This window comes from Paradevosia shaoguanensis (assembly GCF_016801025.1).
In the GTDB taxonomy this organism is placed as follows: Bacteria; Pseudomonadota; Alphaproteobacteria; order Rhizobiales; family Devosiaceae; genus Paradevosia; species Paradevosia shaoguanensis.
On sequence record NZ_CP068983.1, the window covers coordinates 103,384 to 118,995 of the forward strand.

15 protein-coding genes are annotated in these 15,612 nt (G+C 64.8%); 10 read left to right on the top strand and 5 right to left on the bottom strand.

Annotated features, from left to right (window positions below; all coding sequences use genetic code 11):
• Positions 1–6: 6 nt before the first annotated feature.
• Genes kdpA through JNE37_RS00525 form a run of 3 tightly spaced genes read right to left on the bottom strand, consistent with a single transcriptional unit; the run spans position 7 to position 2,044 of the window.
• Positions 7–1,701, bottom strand: coding sequence for a potassium-transporting ATPase subunit KdpA (gene kdpA / locus JNE37_RS00515; RefSeq protein ID WP_379125135.1), 1,695 nt, complete (start codon positions 1,699–1,701; stop codon positions 7–9).
• 8 nt (positions 1,702–1,709) lie between these two features.
• Entirely contained in the window at positions 1,710–1,799 is a 90-nt protein-coding gene (kdpF, locus tag JNE37_RS00520) for a K(+)-transporting ATPase subunit F (RefSeq protein WP_081840319.1), read from the bottom strand.
• Positions 1,796–2,044: a hypothetical protein gene (locus JNE37_RS00525; RefSeq protein ID WP_203064979.1), complete on the bottom strand. Its 249-nt coding sequence runs from the start codon at positions 2,042–2,044 to the stop codon at positions 1,796–1,798. Before JNE37_RS00525 ends, kdpF begins: the two co-directional genes overlap by 4 nt.
• 35 nt (positions 2,045–2,079) lie before the next feature.
• Between JNE37_RS00525 and JNE37_RS00530 the strand changes: the two genes are divergently transcribed.
• From JNE37_RS00530 to JNE37_RS00555, 6 genes are read left to right on the top strand one after another with little or no spacing between them, the layout of a single operon-like run.
• Positions 2,080–3,084: a LacI family DNA-binding transcriptional regulator gene (locus JNE37_RS00530; protein ID WP_182397689.1), complete on the top strand. Its 1,005-nt coding sequence runs from the start codon at positions 2,080–2,082 to the stop codon at positions 3,082–3,084.
• 45 nt (positions 3,085–3,129) lie between these two features.
• Positions 3,130–4,473: an ABC transporter substrate-binding protein gene (locus tag JNE37_RS00535; RefSeq protein ID WP_203064980.1), complete on the top strand. Its 1,344-nt coding sequence runs from the start codon at positions 3,130–3,132 to the stop codon at positions 4,471–4,473.
• Positions 4,473–5,417: a carbohydrate ABC transporter permease gene (locus JNE37_RS00540; RefSeq protein ID WP_081899653.1), complete on the top strand. Its 945-nt coding sequence runs from the start codon at positions 4,473–4,475 to the stop codon at positions 5,415–5,417. The genes JNE37_RS00535 and JNE37_RS00540 overlap by 1 nt, the downstream gene beginning before the upstream one ends.
• Positions 5,410–6,255, top strand: coding sequence for a carbohydrate ABC transporter permease (locus tag JNE37_RS00545; RefSeq protein WP_035091979.1), 846 nt, complete (start codon positions 5,410–5,412; stop codon positions 6,253–6,255). Before JNE37_RS00540 ends, JNE37_RS00545 begins: the two co-directional genes overlap by 8 nt.
• Positions 6,256–6,279: 24 nt before the next feature.
• The gene (locus JNE37_RS00550) at positions 6,280–7,395 is read left to right on the top strand and encodes a glycoside hydrolase family 172 protein (RefSeq protein ID WP_203064981.1); all 1,116 of its coding nucleotides are present in this window, start codon (positions 6,280–6,282) and stop codon (positions 7,393–7,395) included.
• A gap of 12 nt (positions 7,396–7,407) precedes the next feature.
• Positions 7,408–8,448 carry an ABC transporter ATP-binding protein gene (locus tag JNE37_RS00555; RefSeq protein ID WP_203064982.1) on the top strand — a complete coding sequence of 347 codons (1,041 nt, stop codon included), beginning with the start codon at positions 7,408–7,410 and terminating at the stop codon, positions 8,446–8,448.
• A gap of 393 nt (positions 8,449–8,841) precedes the next feature.
• Here JNE37_RS00555 and JNE37_RS00560 read toward each other — a convergent pair whose 3' ends face one another.
• Together JNE37_RS00560 and JNE37_RS00565 are read right to left on the bottom strand one after the other, a co-directional pair.
• Positions 8,842–10,239, bottom strand: coding sequence for a sensor histidine kinase (locus tag JNE37_RS00560; protein ID WP_203064983.1), 1,398 nt, complete (start codon positions 10,237–10,239; stop codon positions 8,842–8,844).
• Positions 10,236–10,913, bottom strand: coding sequence for a response regulator (locus tag JNE37_RS00565; RefSeq protein ID WP_035027480.1), 678 nt, complete (start codon positions 10,911–10,913; stop codon positions 10,236–10,238). Before JNE37_RS00565 ends, JNE37_RS00560 begins: the two co-directional genes overlap by 4 nt.
• A gap of 77 nt (positions 10,914–10,990) precedes the next feature.
• Here JNE37_RS00565 and JNE37_RS00570 point away from each other — a divergent pair, with 77 nt between their 5' ends.
• The 4 genes from JNE37_RS00570 (at position 10,991) to JNE37_RS00585 (ending at position 15,228) form a co-directional block, all read left to right on the top strand.
• A complete protein-coding gene (locus tag JNE37_RS00570; RefSeq protein WP_203064984.1) occupies positions 10,991–12,061 on the top strand; it encodes an ABC transporter substrate-binding protein in 1,071 nt (356 codons plus the stop codon).
• A gap of 204 nt (positions 12,062–12,265) precedes the next feature.
• Positions 12,266–13,210, top strand: coding sequence for a Bug family tripartite tricarboxylate transporter substrate binding protein (locus JNE37_RS00575; protein ID WP_182397696.1), 945 nt, complete (start codon positions 12,266–12,268; stop codon positions 13,208–13,210).
• Positions 13,207–13,701: a tripartite tricarboxylate transporter TctB family protein gene (locus JNE37_RS00580; protein ID WP_035027489.1), complete on the top strand. Its 495-nt coding sequence runs from the start codon at positions 13,207–13,209 to the stop codon at positions 13,699–13,701. The genes JNE37_RS00575 and JNE37_RS00580 overlap by 4 nt, the downstream gene beginning before the upstream one ends.
• A gap of 9 nt (positions 13,702–13,710) precedes the next feature.
• Positions 13,711–15,228: a tripartite tricarboxylate transporter permease gene (locus tag JNE37_RS00585; protein WP_035027492.1), complete on the top strand. Its 1,518-nt coding sequence runs from the start codon at positions 13,711–13,713 to the stop codon at positions 15,226–15,228.
• Positions 15,229–15,612 lie beyond the last annotated feature (384 nt).

The window sequence follows — 15,612 nt, forward strand, 5'->3', positions numbered from 1 at the left end:
GAAACCTCAGAAACTCTGGCCCGCGGCGAGCGAGACCTGTTCGGCGATCGGGCCGAGAGCGAGTACCGGCAGGAAGGTGAGCGCCCCCACGATCAGGATCGAAGCCACGAGCAGGCCGACGAACAGCGCGCCGTGCGTGGGGAAGGTGCCGGCCGAGGCCGGGGCGATCTTCTTGGTGGCCATGGAGCCGGCTATGGCGAGTACCGGAATGATGTAACCGTACCGGCCGATCAGCATGGCGATGCCGAGGAAGGTATTGTGCCAGGTGACGTTGGCGGTGAAGCCGGCGAAGGCGGACCCGTTGTTTGCCGTAGCCGAGACATAGGCATAGACGAGCTCGGAAAGCCCATGCGGGCCTGCGTCCTGGACCGAACTCTGGCCCGTGCCAACGAGGATCGCGAGCGCGGAGAAGACCAGCACGCCGAGAGGCATGATCATGAGGGTCAAGGCGGCCAGCTTGACCTCCCGCGCCTCGATCTTCTTGCCGAGATATTCCGGCGTCCGCCCCACCATGAGACCGGCGAGGAAGAGCGTGATGATCACCATCAACAGCATTCCGGTGAGCCCGACGCCCACGCCGCCGAAGACGACTTCGCCCAGCGCCATGTTGACCATGGCGATCATGCCGCCGAGCGGGGTGAAGCTGTCATGCATGGCGTTGACCGAGCCGTTGGACGCGGCCGTGGTCGCTTCCGCCCAGAGTGCGGAGTTGACGACGCCGAAGCGGACTTCCTTGCCTTCCATGTTGCCCGCATCTGCCTGGATTATGCCGGCGAGCAGCGGATTGCCTGCCTTTTCCGCGGCATAGATGCCGACGAAACCGAGGACGAGCATCACGCCCATGGCGGCGAAAAGCGCCCTGCCCTGGCGCTTGTCGTTGACCATGCGCCCGAAAGTGAAGGGGAAAGCCACCGAGACGACGAAGATGCCGATCATGGTCAGCAGATTGCTGAGCGCGGTCGGGTTTTCGAGCGGATGGGCAGAGTTGGCGTTGAAGAAGCCGCCGCCATTGGTACCCAATTGCTTGATCGCGAGCTGGGAGGCGACCGGGCCGACCGAGATGGACTGGCTGGCGCCTTCGAGCGTGGTGGCGGAGACGGAGGCATCGAGGGTCTGCGGCACGCCGGTCCAGACGAGCACGATGGCGAGGATGATCGCCAGCGGCAGCAGGACGTAGAGTGTCGAGCGCACCATATCGACCCAGAAATTGCCGATTGCCTTGATCTGCCGCGCCGCAAGACCGCGCGCTACGGCGGCCGCTACGGCCATGCCGGTGGCGGCGGAAAGGAAGTTCTGCGTGGTCAGGCCCGCCATCTGGCTGAAATTGGAGAGCGTCAACTCCCCGCCATAGGACTGCCAGTTGGTGTTGGTGATGTAGGAGACGGTGGTGTTGAACGCCAGGTCCGCCGGAAGTCCCGGAAAGCCTGCCGGATTGAACGGCAGCAGGTCCTGGAACTTGAGGATCAGGAACAGCAGCAGGAAGCCGGCTGCATTGAAGGCAAGCAGCGAAAGCGCGTAGGCGCTCCAATGTTGGCCCTGGTCGGATTTTACCCCGGCGACGGCAAAGATGCCGCGCTCCAGCGGGCGCAGGAACTTGAGCTCGCCCGAATAGACGCGCGCCATGTAGAGGCCGATGGGGACGGCGAGCCCGACGAGGAGCGCCGCGTAGATGAGTATCTGAATGAGATCGGAAAACATGATCGCTCCGCTCAGAAGCGCTCAGGGCGCAGCAGCGCCGCAATGAGATAGATGAAGAGAACGATGGCGAGGATGACGCCCAGCACGATGTCGAGGGTCATTTGAGCCGCTCCAGCGCGAGCACCAACAGGCCGGCGACCAGAAAGGACGCCATCCCGCCAGCGAGAAACACGAGATCGGAAAACATGATTGCTCCATCCGAAAAGGATGGTTCGGCGTTAGACCCCGGTCGCGTAACGGCGCTACGGCGAATGCCCGTCCGTGGCGTAAAGCCAGCGTAAAATCCCATGATTTCAAGCTGCTCGGGTTCTTTGCGCAATCGCACTGAATGGATTTGCAAATCCATTTGCAAATCGATTTTGCGCTGAGTAACAATCGGGCATGAGCACGATCTCGAAAGTGGCGGAGAGGGCGGGTGTTTCGCGGACGACGGTTTCGCACGTGCTCAACCACGCGGATCGCGTTTCCCAGCCGCTGCGCGAGCGTGTGCTGGCTGCCATCGATGAGCTCGGCTACAAGCCCAACCCGCAGGCGCAGAGCCTGAGGACGGGGCGGACGAATATCGTCGCCATCCTCATTCCGGATATCCTCAATCCCTATTTCACGGAGCTGGTCAAAACGCTCCAGACCGAGATCGAGCGGTCGGGCATGGACACGCTGGTGTTCAACACCGACGTGCCCGGCGGGCATCCCGAATTGCATGGGCGCGAATATCTCAAGCAGCTCAGCCGCAAGCGGGTGGATGGCGCGATCGTCGCCGACTTCGCGCTGCATGGCATGCTCGACCAGATCGAGAAGATCGACGTGCCGACCGTCTTCATCGGCTCGCTGCATGGGCAATCCGCCGACAGTGTCGCGCTCGACGATTTCGGCGGCGGCTACCTGATGGGACAGCATCTCGTCGGAGCCGGCCATCGCCGGATCGCGCATGTGACGGGGCCGAGGGCTTTCAAGGAATCGGCGGCGCGCAGCGCGGGGTTCGACAAGGCGCTGGCGGATGGCGGCATCACCATCGATCCGGCATTGCGGTTCGAGGGGTCGTTCCTGCAACCGTCGGGGCGCGAGGCGGTGCGGTGGCTCTTCGAGAAGCATGGCGGCGCCCTGCCCTCGGCGGTGTTCTTCGCCAACTCGCTCATGGCGATCGGCGCACTCACCGAATTCTACGATCGCGGCGTCAAGGTGCCCGGCGATATCGCCGTGGCCGCCTTCGACATCATCGCCCAGCTCGAATACGTCCGGCCGCGGCTGACCACCGTGGGCAACAGCCCCGAAGTGCTGGCCCGGACGGCAACGAAAATGCTGCTCGACCGGCTTGGAGGCAAAGTCGAGCCAGCACCGCGCCGGGAAGTCATCCCCTGCGTTCTCATGGAGTACGAAACCGCCTGAAAAAGCCGCGAGACACCTCGCGCAAGACACTCAAGGGAGGAGTGAATGACGAACGACAACCTACCGCGGGGCTGGTCCCGGCGATCCGTTCTCAGGGGCGCGACGGCGCTCGGCGCCGCCGGCATGGCGGGCAGCCTGCCGATGGTGGGCAGGGCCTTCGCCCAGGACAACGCCCTCAGCTTCTGGCAATTCTACGCCCCCGGCGGCGACGTGAAGACCCAGGTCAACTGGTTCGTGAAGATGGTCGAGGACTGGAACGCCGGCAACGATCCCAAGGTCAATCTCGAATACGTCGTGGGCTCCGAATACATCTCGGGCACCAAGCTCGCGACCTCTTTCGCCTCGGGCCAGGGACCTGACATCTTCATCATCTCGCCCGGTGACTTCCTGCGCTACTACAATGGCGGCGTGCTCGCCGACCTGACGCCGCATATCGAGGAAGCAGCGCAGAAGGACTTTCCGCAGAGCGTGATCGCCAACCGCATGGTGGACGGCAAGATCTACGGCGTGCCGATGGAAGTGGAGCCGATGGCCTTCTACTACTCGGTCAAGGCCTTCGAGGATGCCGGGCTCAACGAAAACGACGTGCCCAAGACCTGGGACGAACTGCTGGAGCTCGGCAAGAAGCTGACGACCGGCGAGCGCTACGGCCTGCAGTTCGAGACCGGGCCGGGCTATTACCAGAACTTCACCTGGTACCCCTTCATGTGGCAGGGCGGCGGCGACTTCCAGACCGCCGACGGCAAGTCGGCCTTCGACTCGCCGGCGACCGTGCAGGCGCTCAAGCTCTGGCAGGATGCGATCAATACGGGCGCGGCGCCGCGACAAATGCTGGGCGGTGGCGGCGGCGACATCGTCGCCAATCTGGGCTCCGGCTATTGCGCCATGCAGAATGTCGGCATCTGGGGCATCTCGGCGATGGACAACAATGCGCCGGACGTCCCCTACGGCATCTTCAAGCTGCCGGTTCCCAATGGCGGCAAGTACGTGACCGTCGGCGGCGGCTGGGCGTTCGTCGCCAATGCCAAGGGCAAGAACCCGGAGGCCGCCTCCAAGTTCATCGCCTGGGCGCTGGCTTCGATGGCGCCGGATTCGATCCAGCGCGTGGTGGATTGGTGCACGGTCGCCAAGTCCGACATGCCGCCGCGTGACAGCGCGCTCGAAAAGGGCGGCGATGCCTTCAACAAGGGCAAGATGGGGATCTTCTCCAAGGAGATCCATCCGGGGACGCGCGCGGAGCCGCGGGTGCCGCCAGAGGTCTACAAGATCATCTCGGATGCCATCCAGGCGACCCAGCTCGGCGGGGCCGATCCGCAGGCGACCGCTACGGCGGCCTCCCAGCAGCTCGATGCCTTCCTTGCCAACTACAAGGGCGCACCGATCCTCTGATGAGCATCGCGACCACATCGCAGAAAGTGGCGGGCACTCAGCCCGCCACTGTCCGGCTCTCGGCGCGGCGGCGCGAGGCCATCGCGGGGTATCTCTTCGTACTCCCCGATGCGCTGGGGCTGCTGCTCTTTATCGGGCTGCCGATGATCCTGGCCCTCGTCATCAGCCTCTTCGAGGTCGATGGCTTCGGCAATTTCACCTTCGTGGGACTGGCCAATTATGCGCGGATGTGGGGCGATGCCCTCTTCTGGCAATCGCTAAAGGTGACGCTGCTGTTCGCGGTGATGCTCGTGCCCCTGCTCTATGTGTTCGGGCTGGGACTGGCGCTGCTCGTCCAGCGCAACGGGCGGTTCAACACGGTCATGCGCGCCATGTTCTTCGCGCCGCAGATGGTGAGCCTCGTCGTCGTGGCGCTGGTCTGGCAGCTCATGGTTGTCGACAAGCTCGGCATCATCACGCGGCTGCTCTATTCGGTCGGGCTCGGCTCGGTGTCGCTGCTCGGCAACCCGAACTTCGCGCTGTTCACGGTGACCGGCGCCTGCGTCTGGTTCCTGATGGGTTTTTACATGCTGATCTTCCTCGGCGGCCTGCAGGACATCCCGAAGGAATATTACGAGGCGGCCAAGATCGATGGCGCCGGGCGTGTGCAGAGCTTCTGGTACATCACGCTGCCCCTCCTCCGTCCGACCAGCTTTTTCGTGCTGCTCGTCTCGGCGGTGGCGGCGGTCGCGGGGGCGCAGGCCTTCGACCTCGTCTATGTGATGACGCGCGGCGGACCGGCCAATTCGACGGCGCTCTTCATCAACTACATCTACCAGCAGGCCTTCCAGTATTCGGCCTTCGGCTATGCGGCGGCGCTGGCGACGCTGCTGGTCGTGGTGCTGATGGCGATCACGGTGGTGTTCTTCTTCCTCACGCGGGGCGGGAGGTTCCAGTATGAGTGACCGGCCGGCTATTCTCTATTCGTCGCGCCAGGTCAACTCGGTCCGGATGGTCTGGATGCTGGTGACGCTCGTCCTCGCCGCGATGACGATCTTTCCGCTGCTCTACATGCTGGCGATCGCCTTCAAGGGGCCGACCGAGGTGTTCAAGTCCAACCTCATCCCCGACAAGCCGACGTTCGACAATTTCATCTATGTGCTGACCGAGGTGCCGTTCTGGCGCTACCTGCTCAACACGTTCTTCGTGTCGGCGGTGGTGACGATCATCGCGCTCTTCTTCCACACCATGGCCGGCTACGCGCTGGCGCGGCTGCGCTTTCCGGGGCGCGAGGCGATCTTCCTCGCCATGTTCTCGACGTTCCTGGTGTCGCTGCCAGTGATCATCGTGCCGCTCTTCATCCTCGTGCGGTCGATGGGCATGCTCAACAGCTATGCCGGGCTCATCGTCCCCTCGATCTTCAACGCGTTCGGCATCTTCCTGCTGCGCCAATATTACCTGTCGCTGCCACGCGAGCTGGAGGAGGCAGCGGTGATCGATGGGGCGGGCTATTGGCGGATCTACCTCAGCGTGATCCTGCCGCTCAGCCGACCGATCATCGCGGCGCTGGCAATCCTCTTCTTCCTTGCCAACTGGAATGCCTTCCTCTGGCCGCTGACGGTGGCGGCCGACCCCAACCTCTGGGTGGTGCAGGTGGCGATCGCCAACTTCAAGAGCCAGTACGCGGCGTCCTGGAACTACACCATGGCCGCCTCGACCATCGTGGCGCTGCCCATGCTCATCCTTTTCCTGATCTTCCAGCGGCAGATCATGGAATCCATCAAGACCAGCGGCCTCAAGTAGAGACCCACTCAACGGAAGCGAATAATGACAAGCAGTTTCAATGGTCTGGGCGTCAACCTCTCCAACCTCTATCGGCTGTCTAACGCCAGGACGCGGTCGATCTCGCCGGAGAACTTCACCGGTGAGAAGGGCAAGGGCGGCATGGCCACCGAAGGAACCGGCGCGGTCCATGCGCGCGGCCTCGGCCAGGGCTGGAAAATTTCGCCCTCGATCCGGATCGAGCCGGGAGAAACGCGGGTGCTGGGCGAGATCGAGGGCCAGGGCGCGATCCAGCAGATCTGGCTGACGACGGCGAACCTGCGCTGGCGCGACCTGATCCTGCGCGTCTACTGGGACGGCAATGAGAACCCGTCGGTTGAGTGCCCGGTGGGCGACTTCTTCTGTTCGGGCTGGAACCAGTTCGCGCAGGTTTCCTCGCTTGCCGTCTGCGTCAATCCGGGGCGGGCGTTCAACTGCTATTGGGAGATGCCGTTCCGCAAGTCGGCGAAGATCACCATCGAGAACCGGGACCCTGACGACTTCGGCATCATCTACTACCAGATCAACTATGCGCTGACCGAGGTGCCTGAGGACGCGGCCTATTTCCATGCCCAGTTCCGCCGCACCAACCCGCTGCCGTTCAAGGAGGACTACACGATCCTCGATGGCGTGGAGGGGCGCGGGCATTATGTCGGCACCTACATGGCCTGGGGTGTCAACAATGCCGGCTGGTGGGGCGAGGGCGAGATCAAGTTCTTCATGGATGGGGACAGCAAGTTCCCGACCATCTGCGGGACCGGCACCGAGGACTATTTCTGCGGCGCCTACAATTTCGACGGCGGGGTGGTCGACGACACGATGGAGAGCCGCTACCGCGAGTTCACCTCGCCCTATTCCGGGCTGCCGCAGGTGTTGCGGCCCGATGGGACCTATCGCAGCCAGCAGCGGTTCGGGATGTATCGCTGGCACCTCAACGACCCGATCCGGTTCGACAACGACCTGCGGGTGACGATCCAGGCGCTGGGGTGGCGGACCGAGAAAAAGGATCGGCGTTACCTGCCGCTGCAGGACGACATCGCCTCGGTGGCGTTCTGGTACCAGCAGCAGCCGGCGGCGCCCTTCCCGGCCCTGCCCGACCGCGACTATCTCGAAATCATCTGAGGCGGAAACTTCATGGCTTCGGTTGGTATCGACACCGTTCGCAAGGCCTATGGCGGGCTGGAGGTGATCCATGGGGTTACCGCCGAGATCGGCGACGGCGAGTTCGTGGTGCTGGTGGGACCGTCTGGATGCGGCAAGTCCACGCTGCTGCGGATGATCGCCGGGCTCGAGGAGATTTCGGGCGGAACGATCTCGATCGGCGAGCGGGTGGTCAATGACGTACCGCCCAAGCAGCGCAACATCGCAATGGTGTTCCAGAACTACGCGCTCTACCCCCATATGACAGTGGCTCAGAACATGGGCTTCTCGCTCAAGCTGGGGGGCGTCGAGAAGGCCGAGATCAAGCGGAAGGTGGAAGAGGCGGCGGCGATCCTGACGCTGGGCAATCTCCTCGACCGCTATCCCTCCCAGCTCTCGGGCGGGCAGCGGCAGCGCGTGGCGATGGGACGGGCCATCGTGCGGAACCCGGAAGTGTTTCTCTTCGACGAGCCGCTCTCGAACCTCGACGCCAAGCTGCGGGTGCATATGCGGGCCGAGATCAAGGAGCTGCACCAGCGGCTGCGGACGACGACGGTCTATGTGACGCACGACCAGGTGGAGGCCATGACCATGGCCGACCGGATCGTGGTGATGCGCGACGGGGTGATCGAGCAGGTGGGAACGCCGCTCGACCTCTACGACCATCCGCAGAACAGCTTCGTGGCCGGGTTCATCGGGAGCCCGGCGATGAACTTCGTTCCGGGCAGGATCGAGGATGGTCGGTTCGTGGGGACCGGCGGGATTTCATGCCCGGCTCCGGTGGCGACGGGCGAGGATGTGCTCTGCGGGGTGCGGCCAACGCGGCTGGTGCTGGCGGAGGATGGGGCGAAGGCCATAGTCAAGGTGATCGAGCCGACCGGGGAGGAAACGCAGATCATCGCCCGGATGGGGGATATCGACCTGACGGTGCTGTCAACGCAGCGGCTGGCGTTGCGGCCGGGCGAGGGAATCGGGCTGCGAATCGCAGAGGACAGTGCGCATTTCTTCGAAAAGGTGTCCGGAAAGCGGATTTAGCGCGGTTTTTGTTAGGGAATTACGGGAAGATATTTTCTTAAGTTATTGATTTTGCTTCTGTTCGATAATCATGAGCGACGAGCAATCGTTAAATTTTGAATGAAATTCGGGGAATCTTTGGCAAAGTTTTCGGGGTTTTGCGGGGGTTTTCGCTGAAATTGGGGAATTGTTTTTGGCGGGGATAAGTTCGCGGCGGTGAGGCGCCGGCGCGAGGGGGTGTTCGCATCGTAGTATGCTCGCGGTGCGGGGGGATAAGATTTTCGAGCGGCAACTGCTGGGTGGTGGAGGGAGTGGGTCCCCTCATCCGCCCTTCGGGCACCTTCTCCCACAAGGGGAGAAGGGGTTGGGGGCCCGAACCCAGATCTATCCTTCCGGCCAGATCTCCACCGCGGCCTAGGGGGTGGTGGCTGGGTCGAGTTCGGCCACCTGCGGGAAGCGTATCTGGGCTTTGAGGCCTTGGCCAGAAGGACCCTCGGCGAGGGTCAGGGTGCCGCTGAAGAGGGTGGCGATTTCTTCGACTATGGCGAGGCCCAGGCCCATGCCGCCCTTGGTTTCCGCGCCGCGCTGGAAGCGGTGGCGGGCACCGTGGCGCTGGGGCTCGGGGATGCCGGGGCCCGTGTCTTCGACTTCGAGGATGGCGGCGCCGTCGGCGGCGTAGACGCGGACGGTGGCTTCGGCGCCGGTGCCGGCATATTCGATGGCATTATCGATGAGATTGCCGAGCATTTCGCGCACCAAAAGGCCATCAACGCGCGCTTTTACGCAATCTTCGCCTTCGAAGCCGAGATCGACGCCGGCTGCTCGCGCCTTAGGGACGCGGTCGGCGGTGATGTCGCGGGCAAGGGCCGAGAGCTCGACCGGCTCGCCGACGCCGCGATCGGAATCGATGCGGGCGAGCAGCAGCAATTGGGCAAGGATGCGTTCGGCATCGGCCACTGAGGCGTCGGCGACCTTGGTGGCCGCGAGCGCGCCATCGAGGGTCTTGGCGCGCTCGGCGAGGGCGAGCTGGGTGCGGATGATCGAGAGCGGCGTGCGCAGCTGATGGCTGGCATTGCCGGTGAAGTGCTTGAGGCTCTGAAGAGCGGAATCCAGACGGCGCATGAAGGTGTTCATGGTGTCGACGAGACTGCCGACTTCGCGCGGCACGGGCTCCTCGATGGGGCTGAGATCATCGGGAGAACGGCGGGAAATGGCGGCGCGCATGCGATAGAGCGGCGCCAGGGACGCACTGACGGCGATCCAGACGATGGCGGCGGCGGCAAGCAGCATGATGCCCAGACGGATGGCGGAGCGCAGCAACAGGGCGTTGGTGAGCTGGGTGCGGGCAATGGTGGTTTCGGCGACGATGACGCGGAAGGGGATGGCCTGGAGGCCCGAGGAAGCGGAACGCTCGAGGACAGCGAGGCGAATGGGCTCGCCGCGGAAGCGATCGTCGAAGAAGGACATGTCCTCCCCTGCCCGCTTGCCGACAGAGGGCAACGATTCATAGCCGGTGACGAACGTGCCGGGCGGGCCATCGATGCGATAGAAGACGCGATCCTGCGCAGACGAAGTCAGCATTTCGAGGGCGACATAGGGAATATCGACTTCGAGGCTGCCGTCTTCGGCGACGACGACGCGTTCGGCGATGGCGAGGGCGGAGCCGGCCAATACGCGGTCCGAGACGGTGTTGGCGGTGGCGGAGGCCTCGCGATAGGTGTCGAGCAGCGCCAGGGCGGCGACCAGCAGGAGCGGCGCCAGCAGCAGGACGAGGAGGCGCCGGCGCAGCGAGTAAGTGGTGCGGGCACTCATCCCTCGGCGCCGAGCCTGTCGAGATAGTAGCCGAGGCCGCGCGCGGTGCGGACGGTGAGGCCGAAGGGGGCGAGACGCTTGCGCAGGCGCGAGGCGTATTGCTCGACGGCGTTGGCGCTCAGGTCGTCATCGAAGGCCGAGAGCGACTGGATGATCGCTTCCTTGGCCACGACCTTGCCGGCGCGGAGCATGAGGGTTTCCAGCACGCTCAGCTCGCGGGCGGGGATATCGAGGGGCCGGCCCTCGGACGAGGCAGTGCGGCTGTTGAGATCGAGCACAACCTGGCCGAAGCTCACCTGCGCACCGCGCAACCCGGCCTGGCGGCGGAGAAGCACGCGGATGCGCGCTTCCAGCTCGCTGACGTCGAAGGGCTTGGTCATGTAGTCGTCGGCGCCGAGGTCGAGGCCCTTGACGCGATCCTCGAAGGCACCGCGAGCCGTGAGGATGAGGACGGCGGTGTTGCCCTGCCGGGCGCGCAGGCGCCGCAGGAGTTCGAGGCCATCCATTTCGGGAAGGTTGAGATCGAGGACGGCGAGGTCATAGGTCTGCGTGCGCAGGGCCGCCTCGGCGGAGACGCCGTCATGCACGGAATCGACGGCGTAGCCATTGCCCTTGAGCACGGCGCTCAGCCCTTCGGCGAGCGTCAGATTGTCCTCGACGACCAGTATGCGCATGGGTCCTCCACCCTTGCATGCACATTAGCCGGTGCCTTGCCGATTGTGAAAGGCTCGCCGCCTGCTAAAGATGCGTGATGCACCGCGCGCTGATCCTCGCCTTCGCCCTGCTGACCATCGCCCTGCCGGCGGCGGCGCAGCCGACCGTCTATCCAGCCGTATCGGGAAAGGCAGAGGCGCGGACGCTCACCATCTATTCCTCGCTCGATGCGCCGCTCAACGCGCCGATGATCGCCGCGTTCCAGGCGGAAAACCCGGATGTCGCCGTGGTTTACGAGGATATGCTCACAGGCGGAATCTACGACAGGATCGTGGAGGAAACCGATGCCGGGCGGCCAACGGCGGATGTGGCGTTCTCCTCGGCGATGGACCTGCAGGTCAAGCTCGCCAATGACGGCTATGCGCAGGAGAGCGACCTGGCGATGAGCGCGCAATGGCCGCGCTGGGCCAATTGGCGCAACACGGCTTACGCGCTGACCTTCGAGCCGGCGGTGTTCGTCTACAACAGGAAGGCGTTTGCCGAGGCGCCGCCGCCGCAGACGCGGGGCGAGTTCATTGCCTATCTGCGCGACCATCCGGAGGCGGTTTCGGGGCGCGTGGGGACTTACGACATCGAGCGGGCCGGCGTGGGATTCCTGTTCCTGGCGCGCGACCAGGACCAGTATTCGGACGTATGGACGCTGGTGGAGGCGATGGGGGATGCTGGGGTAAAACTCTATTCGACGACCTCGGCCATCCTGGAGCGGGTCGGGGATGGGCGGTTCATCCTCGGCTACAATATCCTCGGCTCCTACGCGGCGGACTGGGCGACGCGCAATCCGGACCTCGGGATCGTACTGCCCAAGGATTATACCACTGTGATGTCGCGGATCGGGCTGGTGCCCAAGGCGGCGTCGGCGCCGGACCTGGGGCGCAAATATCTCGAATTCATGATGTCGGCGCGCGGCCAGGCGGTGCTGGCGCAGGACATGCATATCGCGGCGATCAATCCGCAGGTGAGCGGGCCCAATACGATGGCGGCGATGCGGGCGGAGGCCGACGCGCCGCTCAGCCCGGTTCCGGTAGGGCCCGGTCTCATGGTATATCTCGACCAGGTCAAGCGCATGCGCCTCATCGATCGCTGGAATATGGCGCTGCGCGGTCAGTGATGACAGGTTCGTGACAGCTACTTGTGTTCATCTGCCGTTGGAGCGATCGCACAGCGCGCTCCAGCAGAGGTTTGGGAGGACCTCGCAGCCGACCAGGTGACGAAATGGCCGCAAGAGCCATGACGACCAGCGGTCGCATGAGGAGAGAGTTCCCAAGCCCGAATGGCAATCGCGCGCTGCAGACCGCAGCGTGGAGGAGGAACGATGAAGCATTTCATTCTCGCCGGCCTGGTGGCCGGTGCAATGGCCCTGCCCGCGCAGGCCGCCGACTACACCATCATGGCGCCGGCGGCGCCGGGCGGCGGCTGGGACCAAACCGCCCGCTCGATGCAGACGGCCCTGCAGGACGAAGGCATTTCGCCCAGCGTGCAGGTGACCAACGTTCCGGGCGCCGGCGGCACGATCGGGCTGGCGCAGTTCGTCAACCAGTCCAAGGGCAACCCCAATGCGCTGATCGTGGGCGGCTATGTGATGGTCGGCGCGATCCTCACCAACGCCTCCCCGGTGACGCTCGACGCGGTGACGCCGATCGCGCGGCTCACGGGCGAATATGAGGCGATCGTCGTGCCGGCGGCCTCGCCGATCAAGACGATGCAGGACCTCGTGGCCCAGCTCAAGGCCGATCCGGGCTCGGTTTCCTGGGGCGGCGGCTCGGCGGGCGGCACCGACCATATCGCGGTGGGGCTCATCGCCAAGGCATCGGGCGTCGATCCGACCAAGATCAACTACATCGCCTTCTCGGGCGGCGGCGAAGCGCTGGCGGCGATCCTGGGCAACCAGGTGACGGCGGGCATTTCGGGCTATGGCGAGTTCGAGTCGCAGGTGGCGGCCGGCGAGCTGCGCGTGCTGGCGGTTTCGAGCGAGGAGCGGCTGGAAGGCATCGATGCCCCCACGCTCAAGGAAGCCGGGGTGGACGTGGCCGTGCAGAACTGGCGCATGGTCGCGGCAGCGCCGGGCCTTTCCGATGACCAGGTCGCGGCCATCACCGCCGATATCGAGAAGATGGCCAAGTCCAAGACCTGGCAGGACATCCTCAAGACCAAGGGCTGGCAGGATACGTTCCTGGCCGGCGCGGACTTCAAGGCGCAGCTGGCCAAGGATATCGAATCCACCGCCGGCATCCTCAAGGAAATCGGCCTCGTCAAATGAGCGAGACGCCGCTGAACGGCAGGAAGGAGCGTCGCCCGGACTGGGCGGCGCTTCTGATCGCGATCGCGCTCGCCGTGCTGGCGGGCGTCATCGCCTGGGACGCCTCGACGTTGCGGGTGACCGCGAACTATTCGGGCATCGGGCCGCAGACCTTCCCCTATGTGGTGGCTGCGTTCCTCTTCATCCTCGCGATCTGGACGGTGTTCGAGGCGGTGCGCGGGGAATTTCCCGAGCGCGAGCATGACGAGATCGGGCCGATCGCCTGGATCGTGGGCGGGCTGGCGGCGCAGATGATGCTGCTCAACGTGGCGGGGTTCTCCATCGCCACCGGACTGCTGTTCGCCGCGACGGCACGGGGGTTCGGGCAGCGCAAGTTCTACCTCTCGATCCCGATCGGCATCGGGCTTTCCTATGTGGTGTGGGTCCTTTTCGCCAAGCTGCTGCAGCTGTCGCTGCCGGCGGGCCCGCTCGAAAACCTCCTCTTCAAATAGGCCCGCGACATGCAGACCTTCGACCTTCTGATGCAGGGCCTGCTGGTCGCGATCCAGCCGATGAACCTGCTCTATGCCCTGGTGGGCGTGACGCTCGGCACGGCGGTGGGCGTGCTGCCCGGGATCGGGCCGGCGCTGACGGTGGCGCTGCTGCTGCCGGTGACCTACAAGCTCGACCCGGCGGGGTCGCTCATCATGTTCGCCGGCATCTATTACGGCGGCATGTATGGCGGCTCGACGACCTCGATCCTGCTCAATACGCCGGGAGAAAGCGCCTCGATCGTCACGGCGCTCGAGGGCAACAAGATGGCCCGGGCGGGGCGCGGCGGGCCGGCGCTGGCGACGGCGGCCATCGGCTCGTTCGTGGCGGGGCTCATCGCGACCATTGCGCTGGCGTTCATCGCGCCCTGGGTGGTGAAATTCGCGCTCTCGTTCGGGCCGGCGGAATATTTCGCGCTCATGGTGCTCTCGTTCATGACGGTATCGGCGGCGTTCGGGGAATCGGCGCTGCGAGGGCTCACAGCACTCGGCATCGGGCTGGCGCTGGGGCTGATCGGCATCGACCTGCAGAGCGGGCAATCGCGGCTGGCGTTCGGGGTGCCGGACCTGCTGGATGGCGTCGAGGTGACGACGCTGGCGGTGGCGATGTTCGCGATCGGCGAGACGCTCTCGATTGCCGGACAGGGCAAGCGGGCGCCGGACCAGATCGAGCCGGTCAAGGGCTCGGTGTGGATGACGGCGCAGGATTGGGCGCGGTCGTGGAAGGCGTGGCTGCGCGGCACGCTGATCGGCTTCCCCATCGGGGCCATGCCAGCGGGCGGCGCGGAGATCGGCACGTTCTTCTCCTATGCGGCGGAAAAGAAGCTCACCAAGCATCCTGAAGAGTTCGGCAATGGCGCCATCGAAGGCGTGGCGGGGCCCGAAGCGGCGAATAATGCTTCGGCGGCCGGTACGCTCGTGCCGCTGCTGACGCTCGGGCTGCCGACATCGGCGACGGCGGCGATCATGCTGGCGGGCTTCCAGCAATACGGGCTCCAGCCGGGGCCGCTGCTCTTCACCAACAATTCGAGCCTCGTCTGGGGGCTGATCGCGAGCCTTCTCATCGCCAACTTCATGCTGCTGATCCTCAACCTGCCGCTGGTGGGCGTGTGGGTGAAGCTGCTGGCCATCCCGCGACCGTGGCTCTATGCGGGCATCCTGCTGTTCGCCACGCTCGGCACGATCGGGGCGAACCCGTCGGTGTTCGAGCTGGGCATGCTGCTGGCGTTCGGCGTGATGGGCTATGTGATGCGCCGGTTCGGCTATCCGATCGCGCCGGTGGTGGTGGGCCTGATCCTCGGGCCGCTGGCCGAGCAGCAATTGCGGCGGGCGCTGGCCATCGGGCAAGGCGATCCGACGGTGCTGGTGCATTCGCCGATCTCGGCGACGCTGCTGTTCCTCGCCTTCCTGGCGCTCGTCGTGCCGCTGATCCTGCGGGCGCGCGGGCGTGGGCGGGTGCTGGCGGAACTGGCCGCCAACGAGGACTAGCTTTCACGCATGGCTCCCCTGCCGGACGCGGCCCTTGTCGCGCCCGGCGGACACTCCATCTTTGGGGAGTGTGAAGGAGCAGAAAATGTCCAAGGTCAGCTTTGTAGGGGTTACCCGCTCGTGGATCGCCAGCATGGGTGCGGCGATCGCGGTTTCGAACGCGATTGCCAGCCATCACCGGCCGAGCAATGCGCAGCTTCGCGGCGCGGGGATTGATCCCAAGGGGTTCGACGGGATCAGGGGCTCTAGTCCCCCTGCCCGAAACCGTCCTCCGCGGCGAAGGCCGGGGTTCGGTCGAGCTGCTCCGTTCGCGTTGAAGCGGCTTCCGGGCTCCGGCTTTCACCGGGGTGGAGGGTTATTGTAAGTTCGTGGTGGGGGCGGTCC

Coding starts and splice junctions, on each gene's coding strand:
- kdpF (WP_081840319.1), bottom strand. CDS start 1,799: ATGACCCTCGACATCGTGCTGGGCGTCATCCTCGCCATCGTTCTCTTC.
- JNE37_RS00525 (WP_203064979.1), bottom strand. CDS start 2,044: ATGGATTTGCAAATCCATTCAGTGCGATTGCGCAAAGAACCCGAGCAG.
- JNE37_RS00530 (WP_182397689.1), top strand. CDS start 2,080: ATGAGCACGATCTCGAAAGTGGCGGAGAGGGCGGGTGTTTCGCGGACG.
- JNE37_RS00535 (WP_203064980.1), top strand. CDS start 3,130: ATGACGAACGACAACCTACCGCGGGGCTGGTCCCGGCGATCCGTTCTC.
- JNE37_RS00540 (WP_081899653.1), top strand. CDS start 4,473: ATGAGCATCGCGACCACATCGCAGAAAGTGGCGGGCACTCAGCCCGCC.
- JNE37_RS00545 (WP_035091979.1), top strand. CDS start 5,410: ATGAGTGACCGGCCGGCTATTCTCTATTCGTCGCGCCAGGTCAACTCG.
- JNE37_RS00550 (WP_203064981.1), top strand. CDS start 6,280: ATGACAAGCAGTTTCAATGGTCTGGGCGTCAACCTCTCCAACCTCTAT.
- JNE37_RS00555 (WP_203064982.1), top strand. CDS start 7,408: ATGGCTTCGGTTGGTATCGACACCGTTCGCAAGGCCTATGGCGGGCTG.
- JNE37_RS00560 (WP_203064983.1), bottom strand. CDS start 10,239: ATGAGTGCCCGCACCACTTACTCGCTGCGCCGGCGCCTCCTCGTCCTG.
- JNE37_RS00565 (WP_035027480.1), bottom strand. CDS start 10,913: ATGCGCATACTGGTCGTCGAGGACAATCTGACGCTCGCCGAAGGGCTG.
- JNE37_RS00570 (WP_203064984.1), top strand. CDS start 10,991: ATGCACCGCGCGCTGATCCTCGCCTTCGCCCTGCTGACCATCGCCCTG.
- JNE37_RS00575 (WP_182397696.1), top strand. CDS start 12,266: ATGAAGCATTTCATTCTCGCCGGCCTGGTGGCCGGTGCAATGGCCCTG.
- JNE37_RS00580 (WP_035027489.1), top strand. CDS start 13,207: ATGAGCGAGACGCCGCTGAACGGCAGGAAGGAGCGTCGCCCGGACTGG.
- JNE37_RS00585 (WP_035027492.1), top strand. CDS start 13,711: ATGCAGACCTTCGACCTTCTGATGCAGGGCCTGCTGGTCGCGATCCAG.